10 protein-coding genes are annotated in these 16661 nt (G+C 70.0%); 2 read left to right on the top strand and 8 right to left on the bottom strand.

The genetic code is table 11. From position 1 onward, the window contains the following. Positions 1-45: 45 nt before the first annotated feature. The 3 genes from ACOGXI_RS07195 to ACOGXI_RS07205 form a co-directional block, all read right to left on the bottom strand. Positions 46-3183 carry a molybdopterin-dependent oxidoreductase gene (locus ACOGXI_RS07195; RefSeq protein WP_419938189.1) on the bottom strand — a complete coding sequence of 1046 codons (3138 nt, stop codon included), beginning with the start codon at positions 3181-3183 and terminating at the stop codon, positions 46-48. Beyond that, positions 3180-4760, bottom strand: coding sequence for a 4Fe-4S dicluster domain-containing protein (locus tag ACOGXI_RS07200; protein ID WP_419938190.1), 1581 nt, complete (start codon positions 4758-4760; stop codon positions 3180-3182). The genes ACOGXI_RS07195 and ACOGXI_RS07200 overlap by 4 nt, the downstream gene beginning before the upstream one ends. Before the next feature lie 140 nt (positions 4761-4900). Next, positions 4901-5788, bottom strand: a complete 888-nt coding sequence (locus tag ACOGXI_RS07205) for a 2-keto-4-pentenoate hydratase (protein ID WP_419938191.1) — start codon at positions 5786-5788, stop codon at positions 4901-4903. Positions 5789-5881: 93 nt separating this feature from the next. On the opposite strand from ACOGXI_RS07205, the gene ACOGXI_RS07210 reads away from it, so the two are divergent. Next, on the top strand, positions 5882-7264 hold the full coding sequence (locus ACOGXI_RS07210) for an NAD-dependent succinate-semialdehyde dehydrogenase (protein WP_419938192.1): 1383 nt from the start codon (positions 5882-5884) through the stop codon (positions 7262-7264). 19 nt (positions 7265-7283) lie between these two features. Here ACOGXI_RS07210 and cysC read toward each other — a convergent pair whose 3' ends face one another. Genes cysC through ACOGXI_RS07235 form a run of 5 tightly spaced genes read right to left on the bottom strand, consistent with a single transcriptional unit; the run spans position 7284 to position 14737 of the window. Then, complete coding sequence (gene cysC, locus ACOGXI_RS07215) at positions 7284-7907, bottom strand: adenylyl-sulfate kinase (RefSeq protein ID WP_419938193.1); 624 nt, start codon at positions 7905-7907, stop codon at positions 7284-7286. 7 nt (positions 7908-7914) lie between these two features. Next, positions 7915-11148 carry an efflux RND transporter permease subunit gene (locus ACOGXI_RS07220; RefSeq protein ID WP_419938194.1) on the bottom strand — a complete coding sequence of 1078 codons (3234 nt, stop codon included), beginning with the start codon at positions 11146-11148 and terminating at the stop codon, positions 7915-7917. Beyond that, positions 11145-12467 (bottom strand): efflux RND transporter periplasmic adaptor subunit, encoded by a 1323-nt coding sequence (locus ACOGXI_RS07225; RefSeq protein ID WP_419938195.1) that lies wholly within the window; start codon positions 12465-12467, stop codon positions 11145-11147. Before ACOGXI_RS07225 ends, ACOGXI_RS07220 begins: the two co-directional genes overlap by 4 nt. A gap of 9 nt (positions 12468-12476) precedes the next feature. Further along, positions 12477-14060: an efflux transporter outer membrane subunit gene (locus tag ACOGXI_RS07230; RefSeq protein ID WP_419938196.1), complete on the bottom strand. Its 1584-nt coding sequence runs from the start codon at positions 14058-14060 to the stop codon at positions 12477-12479. Then, the gene (locus tag ACOGXI_RS07235; protein ID WP_419938197.1) at positions 14057-14737 is read right to left on the bottom strand and encodes a TetR/AcrR family transcriptional regulator; all 681 of its coding nucleotides are present in this window, start codon (positions 14735-14737) and stop codon (positions 14057-14059) included. The genes ACOGXI_RS07230 and ACOGXI_RS07235 overlap by 4 nt, the downstream gene beginning before the upstream one ends. A 130-nt stretch (positions 14738-14867) precedes the next feature. On the opposite strand from ACOGXI_RS07235, the gene ACOGXI_RS07240 reads away from it, so the two are divergent. After that, positions 14868-16616, top strand: coding sequence for a gamma-glutamyltransferase (locus ACOGXI_RS07240; RefSeq protein WP_419938198.1), 1749 nt, complete (start codon positions 14868-14870; stop codon positions 16614-16616). The last annotated feature ends 45 nt before the right edge of the window (positions 16617-16661 follow it).

A 16661-nucleotide genomic window follows, 5' to 3' on the forward strand; every position in this document is an offset into this window, starting at 1 on the left:
TAATGTCCCGCGCCGGCGGCGCGTGCGGCACTGTTCACGTTCACATCATGAAGTAGATGGGGGCCTCGATTTGCTGTCAAGTTGCTCCCCATCGGCATTCCGCGAGTCCGGGCCGGGCGACTTCGAATCCTGCGGTTCCGGGAGGTCGTACGCCGTGCGCACGGGGCGCACCGGGCGGATGAGCCAGTGCGGCCGGCGCGTCCCGTCGGGCGAATGCCGCCGGGCTCCGCGCGTCTTGTCGAGCCAGCGCCGGTACACCTCGTGCGACCGCTTCGTGTCGACGTGAATGTCCCCGTGACGGTCACGCCGCGACGCCTTGACCACGCGCACCGCCTGGTGCCAGCAGTGCATGCCGGACACCGGGTCGGGATGCACCGGGAAGGTGAGGTTCTGATGGACGCCCACATCCGTCCACCAGATCCGTGACGTGTCCGGATCATCGGTCTCGTACGGCGCGGCCCCCTGCTTGCGCGACAGATTCCAGTCGCCGCTTTTCTCCGTGAGGGAGACCGTCGCCATGAGTTGCCGCTGACCGGCGACGCGTTCCCGCTCGCCCCGCCCGGCGTGCCCCGGCTCGACGGCGTCCGGACCCGAGCCGGCGGCGTCCGCCAGCTTCCAGCGCCCCATGTGGTGGCTGCACGCGACGACGCCCGGCTTGATCCCCTCGGTCACCCACGCCTTGAGGACGAAGTAGCCGATCTCGGTTTCGACCCGCACGAGATCTCCCGTCCGCACCCCCTTCCGCGCCGCGTCGGACGGGTGGAGCCACAGCGGGTTGGTGTGGGCAATCTCATCCAGCCACTTGGAGTTGGCCGAGCGCGTGTGGATCTGCACCGGGAGCCGGAACGTGGAGATGAGGCACATCTGATCCGGCTCCATCGCGGCCGGATGCACGTGACTCCGGATGTAGGCGGGAACGGCGTACTCGGGCCAACCCCAGCGGACGAGGGTGGGGGAGTAGAACTCCAGCTTGCCGCTCGGGGTGGGGAATCCGCGGAGAATCGTGTCGTCCACTCGGACGCCCACCGGGCGCCGCCCCTCCGGATCCGAGTCGGGGGCGCCCATGGGCGCGAGGTTCTCCGCGGCGGGGCCGGGGGCCCGCGTATAGATGCGGCCGAACTCGCTCTCCCGCGCATCATCGAGTTCCTCGGCGGGGACGGGCCGCTCGTGTAGCGGGCCGATGTCGCGCGCGATCTCGAAGGCGCCGTAGCGGCGCATGTAGTCCAGCGGGGAGAGTCCCTCGGCCGCGGCCGCCTCCGGCAGGCCGGGCACGGAGTGCTCGAACATCCAGCCGTAGTACTCGTCCACCGTGAGGCGCTGTCCGGGATTCTCCTTCGACTCCACGAACTCGCGGATCCCGCGGCTGCCGTCCGGGTCGATGCGCCAGGAGAGTTCGAGCCAGAACTCGTTCTCCTCCCACACTTCCCCCGGGTTCGTGTGGCGCGTGTCCGCCACCCGCTCGCCAAGCCGCTCGCGCGCGGAGCGGAGGACCGGCTGCCGGAAGCCGATCCACTGGCCGTCGTGCGTCTCGTAGGAGTGCAGGTCGTGCCGCTCCGGGCCGTGTCCCATGGGAAGGACGTAATCCGCGAAGTAGGCGGACTCGTTCCAGGTCGGCGTGAGCGCGACGTGGAGGCCGACCTTCTCCTCATCCGTCAGGGCCTCGATCCACGTGAACCCGTCCGGATTCGTCCACACCGGGTTGTACACGCGGGTGAAATAGACGTCGAGCTTGCCGCGTCCCTCCCTGAGGAGATGCGGGAGGAGGAAGGAGACCTCGTACATCGCCAGCGGAAACTCGTCGGGCCAGGTGAGGTCGTTCCAGTGGTCGGGGTGGCGGGGCATCCGGATCGGCTTCGGGATGAACTTGTTCCACGTGCTCGGATAGGTGCCGCCGGGCGTCGCCACGGAACCCGTGAGCGCGTTGAGGAAGAAGAGGGTCCGGGCCACCTGCCAGCCGCCCTCGTTGCCCGATGCGGCGCTCCGCCAGTTGTGCGTGGAGAGGCGCGAACCGGCCCGGGCCACGAGTTCGGCGACCTCGCGGATCTGCTCCGCATCCACGCCGGACTCCTCCGCCGCCCACTCGAAGGTGCACGCCTCGTACAACTCGCGGAGGGCGGTCTCGAACGACTCGAAGGTGCGCGGAAGGTCCGGCTTCTCGGCGGCGAGATACTCCTCCCAGTTGAACCAGCGCCGGACGAAGTCGCGGTTCCAGGCCCCGGTCGCGATCAGGTGGTTCGCGATCGCGAGGAGGACGGCGGCCTCGGAGCCGGGTTGCGTGGGGAGCCAGTGGTCGGCGTGCGTCGCCGTGTTCGACAGGCGCGTGTCGAAGACGATGAGCCGCGCCCCCTTCTTGACCCCGTCCATGATGCGCTGGGCGTGCGGGTTGAAGTAGTGTCCCGCCTCGAGGTGCGCACTCACGAGAAGGATGACGTCCGCGCGCGCGTGGTCGGGACTGGGGCGGTCCATGCCGAGCCAGAACTGGTAGCCGGCACGCGCGCTCGAGGAGCAGATGTTCGTGTGCGAGTTGTGACCGTCGATGCCCCACGCGGCGAGCAGCCGCTCCGTGAACCCGTCCTCGCCCGGCCTCCCCACGTGGTACATGACCTCGCGCTGGCGACCCTCGTCGATGGCCTTGCGGATCCGCGCCGAGATGTCGTTGAGCGCCTCCTCCCACGAGACGCGCACCCACTTCCCCTCCCCGCGCTCGCCGGCGCGCTTCAGCGGGTAGAGGACGCGGTCGGGATCGACGATCTGGTTCAGCGTGGCCGGGCCCTTGGCGCAGTTCCTGCCGCGAGAGCCGGGATGCTCGGGGTTCCCCTCGAACTTCCGCACCTGGAGCGTGTCGCGGTCGACGTAGGCCAGGAGCCCGCAGGCGGACTCGCAGTTGAAGCAGGTCGTGGGGACGAGCATGTAGCGCCGCTCGCGCCGTTCCGGCCACGCCTTCGAGTCGAGTTCGACCCAGTGGTCCCAGCGTTCCCGGGGGGGGAAGGCGGCGAGCTGGGTGCGGCTGGGGCCGGGATAGAAGGTCTCGCCGCGACTCTCGGTCTCCGAGCGTGCCGCGCTCACGCGCTCGCTGAGTTCTTGGAGCCGTCGCGAAACGCCGTCCGGGCCGGAGCCGTTGCCGCCGGAGCCGGAGCCGCCGGAGCCGGAGCCGTTGCGGCCTGCGCCGCTCGGATCGCTCATGCGAGGGGCACGGACTGGCCGGCCTGCACGTACGCGTGCTCGTGCGCGAGAAGTCCCGCGAGGGCGGCGACGCCGATCACCGGGGCAACCCAGACGCTGTTGACCGGGATCACCGTGAGGGCCGCCGCCAGCGTCACGAGCAGGACGCCGCTCCAGAACCATGGGGCGTAGCGGCCGCGCACCATGTTCCGGGCGGCGAGCGCGGCGTGGGCCGTGGCGTGCGTCAGCGTCAGTTCGGCGAGCACGAGCAGGAGGTGCGCGGCGGCCGTGAGCCCCACGAGCCGGCCCAGCGCGGCGGAGCCGCCGAGCGACGGGAAGAGCATCAGCGCCGCGCCGCCGGCGAGCACCGCCTGGACGAGAAAGTGCGGCGGCAGGAGCGGATTCTGCCACAGGTCGCGCGCCTTGGCCTGCGCGAACAGGTAGGCCGTATAGACCGCGGTCATGGCGGCCAGGGGCGCCCCCGCCCACGCCATCCAGCGCGTCGTCTCCACCGCGCCGGCGCCGCCGAGGAGCGCCGCCGCGAGGTGCGCGGTCAGGGCCAGGCCGTAACCGGCGATCACGAAGGCGCCGCGCACGAGCCAACTCTTCATGTGGGGTCTCGTGAAGATGAGGAGGAAACGCTTCGGGTGTTCGAGGTCCCAGATCAGCAGTCCCCCCGTGAGCGCGAGCGCGGCGAGGCCGAGGAGCGGCGTGAGGGTGAGCCAGGTCCCGCCCGACCACGCGAGCCCGCCCAGCAGGCAGAGGAGGAGTGCCGCGAGGTACACGCCGGCGGAGACCCCCTTGGTGAGCGTGTACAGACTCACGCGCCAGTCCCATGGCGCGGTGTGCGACACATCGTAGGAGAGAATCGCGGCGGCCGAGGAGTTCGGGCCGTGTCGCCCGTCCGCGCCCATCGGGTGCGGCTGGCCCGAGCCGACCTCGTGCGAACCCGCGGGCTGCTCGCTCCACATGTACAGCCCGCCTCCGGGACGGACGGCGGCCAGCGGATCGAGCGTCGCCTGGTGCGCGCCCTTGTAGAACAGCTTCGGGTGGGTCTCCTTCTCCGGCCTCCTCACGCTCACCGGGTCGCGCCCGACGTACTGCGAGACCTTCGATTCGGGGTCGTCGAGATCGCCGACGATGATCGCCTCCGTCGGGCACACCGTGACGCAGGCCGGCTCCAGCCCCATGTCGATGCGGTGAGCGCAGAAGTTGCACTTCTCCGCGGAATGGTCGTCCGGGTTGATGAAGATCGCGTCATACGGACAGGCGGCGATGCACGCCTTGCAGCCGATGCAGATCGACTTGTCGAAGTCCACGATCCCGTCGGGGCGGCGGAACATGGCCTGGGTGGGGCACGCGGTCGTACACGGCGCATCGTCGCACTGGTTGCAGCGCGTGACCTGGAAGGCGCGCCGCGTGGCCGGGAACGTCCCCACATCGGCGTACTTCACATAGGTGCGCGTGACGCCGAGCGGGACCTCGTTCTCCGACTTGCAGGCCGTCGTGCAGGCATGGCAGCCGATACAGCGCGTGTGATCGATGACCTTTGCCCAGCGGGCGGTCTGGCTGCCGCCGTTCGGCGCGGAGTCTGGCATGAATGCTCCCCGTGGGAGGTTCGGTGCGGTCGCGACGGCGCTCGCGCGCGGGCCGGCGGTCTCCGGTCACATGGCGCTGCTATGTTCCATCGTCGCGTCGAACCGGGCAAGCCTGTTCCGCCGGTCGATCCGTCGGTCCGTCAGTCGGTCAGCACGATTTCGAGGCCCGGGAGGTCCGCGCCCTTCGCCTCCACCCGCCACACCTCGCGGGGAGACAGCGGTTCGAGCGGGGTCATCGTCCCCGTGCTCACGACCATGCCGGACTCCGGGATCCCGGCCTCGCCGAAGCGCGGCCACAGCCGCGGTACGATCTCCAGCGCCTCGAGGGGATGCCCGAGGACGTCGCTTCCCCGCCCGCGCGCCACGAGTGTCTCGTTACGCAGGAGCCGGACCTCGAGCCGGTCGAGGCGGGCCACACGTTCGTCGAAATCCTGCACCCGCCGGTTGACCCGCCGGCCGACGATGAGCGCGCCGTGGAGCCCGAAGTCGGCGACCGAATCCGCCGGTGTGAGGCGCCAGTCCGGATAGTGACAGTCGACGATCTCGAACCCGAGCGCGATCCAGCTCGGCCGACCCCCGTTGGGCGCGTCACGTTCGGACTCGATGCCGAAGATGACCTCCACTTCGATCATCGGGGCGCAGAACGTCGCCAGCGAAATCTCTGCTACCGGTCTCGCCAGGCGTAGCGTTCGAGCGTAGATGGGAGCGAGGATCGGCCCATCCAGCCCGAGTCGCGGCCAGATCGCCCGGTTCGTGAACCCGACCTTGCAGCCCAACAGACCGTATTCCCGTTGCCGAAGACGGCGGTCGAGGTCCGCCGCGACGCGATAGGCCCGATCGAGCCCGAACTCTCCCGTGCGTTGTGTGGGCGGCCGGATCGTTTCGCGCCTGTCGCGGGCGGCAAGCAGGTCCCGTGCAAGATCCGCCTCGAAGGCTTTCGCGGCAGCGGAGGTGTCGGCCACAGGGTCGGCCATAGCGTCGGCCACGGTGTCGGCCACAGGGTCGGCCACAGGGTCGGCTTCGGTCATGTACGGCTCCGGGGCAGGTCCGGTCGGGGCTTGCGGGTCGCGCGCCGAAACCGGACGATTTCGCTTCGCAGGGCGTGCCTATGGTAACGTCTCGTGAGAGAGGACGAGATGCCTTTCGAGAGCATAGATCCGACCACGGAGGAACGGCTCGCGGCGTTTCCGGCTCTGGATGGGGGCGGCATCGACGCCGCGCTCGAGCGGGCGCGGGGCGCGTTCGACGTGTGGAGGCGGGTCCCGGTGGCCGAGAGGGCCGAACGCCTCCTCGCGCTGGCGAAACTCGTCGAGCGGGGCAAGGCCGCGTACGGTCTGCTGATGACGCGCGAGATGGGCAAGCCGCTGGCCAGCGCCGTCGCCGAGGCGGAGAAATGCGCCTGGGTGTGCCGGTATTACGCCGAGCACGGGCCCGCGCACCTGGCGCCCGAGCGCTTCGAATCCACCGGCACACACTGCTGGGTCGAGTACCATCCCCTGGGAGCGGTGCTCGGGATCATGCCGTGGAACTTCCCGTTCTGGCAGGCCATGCGCTCCGCGGTGCCGACCGTGCTGGCAGGGAACGTCTTCCTGCTCAAGCACTCGCCCAACGTGCCGCAGTGCGCGGTCGCGCTCGAAGGACTGTTCTCGCGCGCCGGATTCCCCGAGGGCGTGTTCCAGAACGTCTTCATCGAGATCGAGGACATCCCCCGCGTGCTCGACGACCGGACCGTGCAGGCCGCCTCGCTCACGGGCTCCGTCGCGGCCGGTTCCGCGCTCGCGGCCGAGGCCGGACGCCGCATCAAGACGACCGTGCTCGAACTCGGCGGCAGCGATCCCTTCATCGTCATGGAGAGCGCGGACCTCGACCGGGCCGTCGCGACCGCCGTCGATGCCCGCATGTGGAACAACGGCCAGTCGTGCATCGCCGCCAAACGGATGCTCGTCCAGAGTTCGATCGTCGACGAGTTCACGGCGCGGCTCATCGACCGCGTGTCGGCGCTCCAGGTCGGCGACCCGAAGGAGCCCGAGGTCGAAGTCGGACCGCTGGCCCGTCGCGACCTGAGGGACACGGTCGCGGAGCAGGTGGAGGCCACCGTGGCGGCGGGCGCCCGGGTGGCCGCGGGCGGACGCGTCCCTGACCGGCCCGGATGGTTCTACGAGCCCACCGTGCTCACCGATGTGCCGGACGGATCCCCGGCCTCCGATGACGAGATCTTCGGTCCGGTCGCCAGCATCTTCCCGGTCGCCGACATCGACGAAGCCATCGAGCGCGCGAACGCGACGGAATTCGGCCTCTGCTCCGCCATCTGGACGAACGATCCCGGGGAACGGGCCCGGGCCGTACGCGATCTGCAGGCCGGCGGCGTCTTCATCAACGGGATGTCCGCGTCCGATCCCCGCGTCCCCTTCGGCGGCGTCAAACGCTCGGGGTACGGGCGAGAACTCGGCCCCCACGCGATGCGCGAGTTCGTGAACGTGAAGACGGTGTGGGTCGGCGACTGACGAACCCGCCGCCTCCGTCCTAGCCGGCTTCCGGTGCCAGGCTGCGCACGATCCGGTCGATGCACTGCGTGGGAGACAGTGACTCGGTGTCCACGCGCAGGTCCGGGCGCTCCGGCGGCTCGTACGGGCTGCCGACGCCCGTCAGGTTCCTGATCTCGCCCTTCTCCGCCTTCGCGTAGAGGCCTTTCGGGTCCCGGGCCGCACACACGTCCAGCGGGGCGTCGACGAAGACCTCCATGAAGTCGGCGGGCTCGAACAGGCTGCGGGCGAAGTCCCTGTCTCTCCGAAAGGGGCTGATGAGCGCCACGATCACGATCAGGCCGGCGTCGACCATGAGACGGCCCACCTCGGCCACGCGGCGGATGTTCTCCGTCCGGTCGGCTTCGCTGAACCCCAGATCCCGGCTGAGGCCGTGGCGGAGATTGTCGCCATCCAGGACGCACGTATGACGCCCCGCCGCCATGAGACGCTTCTCGAGCAGGTTCGCGAGAGTGGACTTTCCGGACGCCGGCAGCCCGGTCAGCCACAGGCACCGGGCGCGCTGCAGCTTCAGGTCCTCGCGCGCGCGACGCGTGACGTCGAAGTCCTGCCACTCGATGTTCGGGCGCTTCGCGAGGCCGCCCGTCCGAACCGATGGAGCCATGTCCGCCTCAGGTCCGGACGGGTGACGCGGGCTCGAGCCCGCCGCCCGCCAGACCCAGTTCCGGCTCGGGTCCGCGACCGCGTCCGAGCCGGCGCTTGACCCGCTGCGTGAGCGTGTGGTTCATCATCGCCAGCGCCGGCACCGCGAGCATGATGATGAAGGTGGCGAACAGGATCCCGAACCCGAGACTCACCGCCATGGGCGAGAGAAACTGCGCCTGGGTGCTGCGCTCGAGGATGATCGGCGACACCCCCAGGAAGGTGGTCACGGAGGTCAGCATGATGGGACGGAAGCGAACCTTGGCCCCCTGCACGATGGCCTCCGACATGGGGAGCCCCGCCCGGTGCCGTTCGTTGATGAAGTCGATGAGGACGAGCGAATCGTTCACGACCACGCCCGACAGGCCGACGAGGCCGAACATCGAGAGCATGCCGAGATCGAGCCCCATGATCAGGTGCCCGATCGCGGCGCCGACGAGCCCCAGCGGGATGGAGGCCATCACCACCAGCGGCTGCACGTACGAGCGGAAGGGAATGGCGAGCAGCGCGTAGATAGCAAGCAGTGCGAGCAGGAAGCCGCGCGCCATCCCCTCGAACGCCAGCGTCTGCTGGCGCTGTTCCCCGCCGAACCCGTAGCGGAGGCCCGGGTATCGGGCCTGCAACTCCGGCAGGATCGCCGACGTGATCTCCGTGTTGACCTCCTGGCCCGTGATGACCGCGGCATCCACATCCGCCGTGACCGTCACGATCCGTCGCCCGTCGATCCGGTTGATCGTCGACGAGGCGATGCCGAAGGACAAGTCCGCGACCTCGGACAGCGGCGCCTCCCCTCCCGTCGGCGTGCGGATCCGGTAGTCCTGGAGGTCCGCGAGCGTGTTCCGCTCCGACTCGGGCAGCCGGACGTAGACGCGCACCTCGTCGCGACCCCGTTGCAGCCGGTAGACCTCGTTCCCGAAGAACGCCCCGCGCACCTGACGGGCCAGGTCGTCGAGCGTGATCCCGAGCGTGCGTGCGGCGGGCTTGAGTTCCAGCTCCAGTTCCCGCTTGCCCTGGCCGCGGTCGTCCCGGACTTCCGTCACCCCGGCGATGCGCGACAGGCGGCCGGTCAGTTCCGGGACCGCCGCGCTCAGCATGGCCGTGTCCGGATGGGAAAGCTCCACCTGCACCGGCGACCCGAGATCGATGAGGATGGAGCTGAAGGTGAGTTCCCGCGCGCCCGCGACCGGTCCGACCCGTTCCCTCCAGGCCCGCTCGACTTCGATGGCCGGCAGGCTCCGGATCTCGGGGTCCGACAGGCGCAGGCTGACCTCGGCGATATTGGACCGGACGAAGCTCGCCTCGGCGGCCATGCCGGGCCCGCCCGCCTGCGAGGGGCGCTGTCCGACGCTCGTGAAGGTCGCTTCGACCAGCGGCGGTTCGTCATCCGGCAGCTCCGCTTCCAGCCCCGCGATCGCCGCGTATCCCTGCCCCTCCACGTAGCTGGCCACTTCCAGGGTGCGCTCGCTCGTCGTGCCCTCGGCCATCTCGATGTAGGCGACGACCTCCTCGCCCTCGATGACGGGCAGCAGGCTGAACCGGAGATGCCGCCCCGCCACCAGGCCCCCCACGATCATGAGGGAGGAGACGGCCCCGAGCACGGTCAGCCCGGGGCGTCGCACCGCGAAGCGCACCGAGCGCTCCAGCGGACCGTCGACGAAGCGCTGCAGGTTCGTCTGTACCAGCGCCTGCAGGCGGTAGACGGGCCCCAGCAGCCCTCCCTTCCCACGGTCCGAGCCCGGCGCCGGCAGGTGCGAGAGGTGGTAGGGGAGGATGAACAGGACCTCGACGAGCGACAGGAGGAGCACCGAGATCACGATCGCCGGGATCACGTAGAGGAACTTCCCGAGGCTGCCGGGCACGAACAGCAGCGGAGTGAACGCCGCCACGGTCGTGAGCACGGCGAAGATCACCGGCACGGACACGCGTCTCGTGCCCTTGATGGCCGCGCGTAGCGCGCGCGTCCCCTTTTCCCGCTCCGCGAAGATGTTCTCCCCCACGACGATCGCGTCGTCCACCACGATGCCGATCGCGAGGATGAACCCGAACAGCGCCATCATGTTGATGGAGATGCCGGCCCACGCCATCACGGCGAACACGCCGGCGAAGGAGAGGAAGATCCCGACCGCCGTCCAGAACGCGAGACGCAGGTCGAGAAAGAGGGCGAGCGCAATGAGCACCAGAATCAGACCCAGACGGCCGTTCTTGATGAGAAGATCGATCCGGCTCTGCAGGTAGGAGGCTTCGCTGCGCCAGATGCTATAGTCGACGCCCCGCGGCAGCGCGCCGGCCAACTCCTCTTCCAGGTAGCGGTTGACTTCGTCGGAGATATCCAGGACCCGCTCGTCTCCCGTGCGCAGGACCTGAACGAAAGCGGTCGGCTGCCCGTTATAGGCGTTAATGAGGTCGACGTGCTCGAAACCGTCCTGGATGTCCGCGATATCGGACAGGCGGAGCATCGACCCGTCGACGTTGGCCCGCACGACGACGTCCGCGAAGTCCGCCCGGGTGTAGTTCTGGCCCCGGATGTGAACGAGAATCTCCTCGCGGTCGGTCTCGACGCTCCCGCCGGGAAGGTCGAGGCTGCCGCGCCGCACCGCCGCGGCCACCTCGTCGAGCGTCAGACCGTGGGCGCGCAGCGCCTCCTTCGACACTTCGATCGAGATCTCGTACTGCCGGACGCCGGAAACACGGACGAGGGAGATCGTCGGCAGCGAGGTGAGGTCGTCCTTGACCCGGTTCGCGATCTCCTTGAGGGTCCGCTCGGGAGCGTCGCCGAAGATCGCGATCTCCATGACGCGGCCTTCCGCGGTCAGCGCCACCACCTCCGGCTCCTCGGCATCGACGGGAAAGCTCGTGATCCGGTCGATGGCGGACTTGATCTCATCCAGCGTCTTCGACTGGTCCGTGCCCAGCGACAGTTCGGCGAGCACGATGCCGACGTTCTCCGAGGCGGCGCTCGTGACGCGGTCGACGCCCTGGATGCCCGTGATGCGCTCCTCGACCCGCCGCACGATCGCCTGTTCGACTTCGTCGGGCGACGCGCCGGGGTACTGGACCTGCACCTGAATCGTGTCGAGGGAGATCTCCGGGAACGTCTCCTGGGGCAGGCTGATGAGACTCACGAATCCCGCCAGGATGATCAGCACCATGAGCAGGTTGGCGGCGACGCCGTGCCTGGCCATCCACCCGATCGCCCGCCTCATGAGCCGTCTCCTTCCCGCTCGTCGCCTTCCTGCCCGTCGCCGTTGGCGCCCGGCTGCCACGGCTCCGCGCTCTCCAGCAACTGGACGGGCCGCACCGTCATCCCGTCGGTGACGAAGAGGAGCATCGAGACGATGACCGGCGTGCCGTCGGCGATCGGTCCGAGCACCATGGCTTCATCGTCCACTTCCTGGATCGGCTCGACCGGGGTCATCACGAGCAGGGTGTCGTTCTCCACCGTCCACAGGACATCGCCGTCGCGGACGGCGGCCGCCGGGACGACGGCGTATTCCTCGAAACTCGCGCCTTCGATGTCCACCGTCGCGTAGCTGCCCAGCAGGAGCGGGGGGCGGCGGGGATCGTCCTCCCGGGCCGCGAACGGCTCGGGCACGGTGACCACCACGTCGACCGTTCGCGTCTGCTCGTCGAGCGCGGATTCCGCCCGGTCCACGTATCCCGACCACGCGTACTCGACCCCGCCGTACTCCGATGTGATCTCGACGGGGATGCGGGTTGCCGCATCGCCCGCCCGCGCGCTCCACAGGCGCTCGATCAGCGCCGCTTCGTTGTCGCTCAGCGGCACGACGATCTCCACCGCGTCCGTCGCGTACAGACGGCCGACGGTCTGGCCCGCCGCGACGAACTGCCCGAGATCGACGGTCTCCTCGCGCACGATCCCGTTGAAGGGGGCCCGGATCCAGGTCCGTTCCAGCGCCAGACGCGCGTCTTCCAGCCTGGCCCCGGCGCTTCTGAGGGCCGCCGCGGCCGCATCGAGTTGCGGCTGCCGCGTGACGAGGGCGTTCGGCGGCGTCGGATCGAGGTTCTCGCGGGCCGCGAGCCGCCTCCACTCATCCAGCGCCAGGCGCGCATTCTCCTCCGCTTCCAGCAGCGCGACCTCGCGCTGGGCGACATCCGCCTCCGCGGCCTCGACCGCGTTCTCGTAGTCCGCCGGGTCTATCCGCAGGAGCGGCTCGTTCTCGAGGAAGCGCCCGCCGCTCACGAGAGCGGGCGAAGTCCAGACGACACGTCCGCCGACCTGCGACGCGATCGTGACCTCGGCGCTGGGCCGCACCGTGCCGCCGCCCCGCACCTTGATCGCGCCCTGCGTCACGCGGGCGGGCACCGTGCTGACCGTGGGGATCACGCGCGGCGGCTCCACTTCCGCCGGTTCGGCGCGCATGCCGAACAGGAGCGCGAAGCCGAGCACTCCCACGCCGATGATGATCGTCCCCTGCACCAACCGCTTCAGGAACCCCGGCAGCGCGACGGGCGCCTCCGTGTCCTCCGGTTCGTGCGGCGTGTGCCGCGTTCCGTCTTCCATCGCTCCGCCCTATCTCCGATCGGGGGGCGCCGCCGCGCCCTCCGGGTCTTCACTTGTCTCGACGTCCTCGATGTCTTCGACATCCTCGACGTCCTCCGCCACCCATGCGCCGCCCAGGGCGCGGTGCACGGCGAGCCGCGCCTCTCCGATCCCGCGTTCGGCGAGAACCCGGGTGGTCTCGGCGCCATTCAGGTTGACCCTCGCGTCCAGGTACTCGACGTAGTCGCCCACGCCGCTCTGGTAGCGCTCGAGCTGGTTCTCCAGCGAGGCGCGGGCGTCGGCGACCTGTTCCATGACCTGCGCGTACCGCTCACGCTCGTTCTCGAACTGCCGCAGGCTCGTGCGCACCTCGCGATAGGCGTCGAGCACCGTGCGCCCGTAGGCGATCAGCGCCTGGTCGTACTGCGCCCACGCGGCGCCGAGGTTGGCGCGCAGCCGGCCGCCCTGGAAAATCGGCGCCACGAGGCCGCCGATCAGGTTGGTGAACCACTGGTCGATGAGTTGCAGATCTTCGAGGTCGCCCGCCTGGCGGCCGACGGCCCCGTTGAGGGAAATCGTGGGAAGCAGTTCGGCCCGACGCGCCCCCACCCGGCGGCGCGCCGCCTCGACGCGCTCGAAGGCGGCCATGACGTCCGGCCGGTCCTCGAGCAGCGACACCGGCAGCCCGCCGGGAATCGGGGTCGTATCGACCGCCGGCTCCAGCTCGGGCGGCAGCAGATCCTCGATCATGCCCGCGTATCGTCCCACGAGGAGGGCGAGGCGCCCTTCCGCGTCGTCCACCGCCGTGCGCAGGCCCGGCAGGTTCGACTCGGCGGTCCGGTATTGCTGCCGGATCGCATAGAGTTCGAAGGTGTTCGTGACGCCGGCCTGATACCGCTCCCGCGTGAGTTCGGCGCGCTCCCGGAGCAGATCGACGTTGTCCTCGGCGATGGCGATTTGGGCCCGCGCCGAGACGACTTCGAGATACGTCGCGATGGTGGACGCGATGACGGTGAGCCGCACGGTCTCCGCGTCCGCCCGGGAGGCCAGGAAGTCGCGCACCGCCGCCCCGGATTCGTTGCGCAGCCGGCCCCAGAAATCGAGTTCGTACGCGAAGCCGAGCGAGGCCGAGTACGTCGTGAACTCGAACCGGTCGGGAAAATTGAAGCTGATCCCGGGAATCGGGCCGCCGCCGTCATCGCCATCGCCCCCGAACTGCGACCCCAGGCCGGTGTTGGCGGGGGTGCTGGACCGGTTGCCGTTCGCATCGAGCGTCAGCGCCGGGAAGAGCGGCGCCCGCGCGATCCGGTACCGGTGCCGCAGTTCCTCGAGCCGCGCGACGGCTTCGTGCAGGTCGAGGTTGGCGACGAGCGCCGTCTCGATCAGGCCGTCCAGCGTCGCGTCGTCGAACGCCCGCCACCAGTTGCGGGGCTCGGGCGCCGCCTCGGCGGCGGGAGCTTCCGCGTCGTATACCGCGGGCAGTTCGGCTACCGTGGCCGGAACCCGGGGGCCCGGGGCGAACGAACACGCGCCCGCCACCGTGACAAGAAGCAACCCGCCGGCTCGCCACGGACGGCGCACGCCGACCCCGGACGCCATCGTCGCGGCGCTCACGCGAGTTCCCCCCTCCGGACTCCTTCGGCCGGTCGGAGACCCGCGAGCAGGAGGTCGACGATGTGCGCCTTCCGTTCCTGCAGGAAGCGGTCGAAGTCCTCCACCGCCCGGGAGTGGAAGAGGCGCACCGTCGGGAGAGCGACGAACGGAAACAGGCAGGCGGACACGATCGTGAGCAGCGTGTGCCGGAGGTCGATCTCCCGGATCTCGCCCGCTCCGATCGCCGCGCGCAGCCGGTCCTCTAGCAGGAGCCCCGGCACCTCTTCGCGCGCCTCCATCGCGGCGGCGAGGTGTCGCTCGAGCACGCCCCCGCCGCACAGGCATTCGTTCAGCATGAGGCGCGCCATGTCCTGATGCTCGTAGATGTAGTCGATGTAGCCGTACACGAACGCCCGCAGGCTGTCCTCGACTCCCTCCTCCGCCCGCAGCGATTGGCTGAGCCCGGTCATGAACTGCCGGCACCCGTGCTCGAACACGGCCTCGTACAACTGTTCCTTCGTGCGGAAATAGTAGTGCAGCAGCGCGCGATTGATCTCCGCGTGATCCGCGATCTCCTGCAATCGGGCGCCGTCCCGTCCCTTGCGGGCGAATACCGTCAGGGCGGCGTCGAAGATCCTCTGTTCGGTATCCGGCGGTCGCGTCGCGGCCGGAGCTTGCGGTACCATCGCGAGCCTCACGTCATCCAGTGTTATCCAAATCGTTTAACAGTCTTGTCAAGAGGACCCGGACCCTAGTCACGGCTCGTAGCGGGCGCAAGTTTCTGGCCGGAGTCCCGCGACCGGGACTCGAATAACCGACGGAGGATCCATGAGGTCAGGCATTCGGGTGTACGGCAGGGTCGTTCTCGCGGTACTCGCGTTCGCGGTGCTGCCGCTTCGGGTGGACGCGCAGAGTGCGCCCCAGGTCGCGCGCTCGGCCGACGGGGTCGTCGTCGCGGCCCAACCGCTCGCCGCCGCGGCGGGCGCGCGGATGCTGGAACTCGGGGGGAACGCCGCGGATGCGGCCGTCGCCGCCGCGTTCGCGATCTCCGTGGTCGAGCCGAGCATGAACAGCATCGGGGGACGGAACCAGATCCTGCTTCGGACGCCCGACGGCGGGATCGCGGGGATCGACGGGACGACCTCCGTCCCCCTGGGATACGACCCGGCCACGGCGCCCCGCGCGGCCTACGGCTATCCGACCATCGGCGTGCCCGGATCGGTCGCGGGCCTCATGCGCCTGCACGAGGAATACGGCTCGCTTCCGCTGACCACGATCATGGCCCCGGCGATCGACTACGCGGCGCACGGGTTCCGGCTGCTGCCGGGCGAGGCGCGCCGCCAGGCGGGATCGCGCGGCCAGGTGGCGGAGTCCGAGGGCGCCCGGCGCTACTACCTCAAGGCGGACGGATCGCCCTACAGTCCGGGCGACCGGCTCGTGCAGTCCGACATGGCCGCGACGCTGAGGGCGATTTCCCTCGGCGGCGGCGACGCCTTCTACCGCGGGGAGATCGCGGGACGCATCGCCGACGACATGGCGGCGAACGGCGGCTTCCTGACCCGCGAGGCGCTGGCGGCCTACGAAGCGGAGGACTCGCGGATCGTGCGCGGATCCTACCGGGGGTTCGAGATCGTCGGCTCCGACATCCCCGCCTCCGGCGCGATCGCCATCCTCGCCCTCCAAATCGCCGAGATCTTCGATCCCGACAGCATGAGCGACGAGGCGTGGGCTTCCGTCATCGCCCAGTCCCTCGCCCTCGCCATGGCGGAATACCGCCGGCCGAGTTCGGACTCCTCCGCCGTGCGCGTGACCTCCAAGGCGCTCGCCCGCGAGCTCTCCGGGCAGGTGAGGGTGCCCGCGGAGGCGACGATGGAGTCGGGTGCGGCGGCACCCTGGGCGGCGGAACCCTGGGCAGCGGCGGGAGCCGGCGGCTCAAGACTCGCCGGCGTGGTCGAGGGCCTGGACCTGCCGCCGGAGGACGGCCACACGACGCATCTTTCCGCCGCCGACGGAAACGGGATGGCCATCGCGCTCACGCAGACGATCGGCCCCGGCATGGGCGCGAAGGTCGCCACGCCCGGACTGGGATTCCTCTACGCCGTGACGCTGGGCGGTTACCTGGGGATCAGCGAGCCGGGCGAGCGCGCGCGATCCGGAATCACGCCGTTCATGGTCCTCGACGACGGCGAGCCGTTCCTCGTCCTGGGAGCCGCGGGCGGCATCCGGATCATTTCCGCGGTGGTCCAGGCCGTGACCCGGGTCATCGACGACGGTCTGGCGCTGCCCGCCGCCCTCGCGGCGCCGCGCGTGCATCCCGACATGGGCCCCGAGGGCCTCACCGGCTTCTCCGTGGAAGCGGGTCCCGAGGACGGCTGGTCGGGGACTTCGGTGGAGGAATTCCGGGAGCTGGGATTCGAGATCACGCCCACGCCGCGGCAGGGCGCGTTCGGGCGCATCCACGGCCTCCAGTACGACGCCGCGACGCGCACCTGGATCGGGGCTGCCGACCCCGACTGGGAGGGCGCCGCCGTGGCGCCCCGCCCCGCCGGGCCGACAGAACGCAACGAGCGCCGGTAGCTGGTGGCGCGGCGCCCGCAGCCCCTTCCATTCCCGCCAGTGACC

It is taken from the genome of Candidatus Palauibacter sp. (assembly GCF_965208055.1).
Lineage (GTDB): Bacteria > Gemmatimonadota > Gemmatimonadetes > Palauibacterales > Palauibacteraceae > Palauibacter.

Coding starts and splice junctions, on each gene's coding strand:
- ACOGXI_RS07195 (WP_419938189.1), bottom strand. CDS start 3,183: ATGAGCGATCCGAGCGGCGCAGGCCGCAACGGCTCCGGCTCCGGCGGC.
- cysC (WP_419938193.1), bottom strand. CDS start 7,907: ATGGCTCCATCGGTTCGGACGGGCGGCCTCGCGAAGCGCCCGAACATC.
- ACOGXI_RS07220 (WP_419938194.1), bottom strand. CDS start 11,148: ATGAGGCGGGCGATCGGGTGGATGGCCAGGCACGGCGTCGCCGCCAAC.
- ACOGXI_RS07240 (WP_419938198.1), top strand. CDS start 14,868: ATGAGGTCAGGCATTCGGGTGTACGGCAGGGTCGTTCTCGCGGTACTC.
- ACOGXI_RS07225 (WP_419938195.1), bottom strand. CDS start 12,467: ATGGAAGACGGAACGCGGCACACGCCGCACGAACCGGAGGACACGGAG.
- ACOGXI_RS07200 (WP_419938190.1), bottom strand. CDS start 4,760: ATGCCAGACTCCGCGCCGAACGGCGGCAGCCAGACCGCCCGCTGGGCA.
- ACOGXI_RS07205 (WP_419938191.1), bottom strand. CDS start 5,788: ATGACCGAAGCCGACCCTGTGGCCGACCCTGTGGCCGACACCGTGGCC.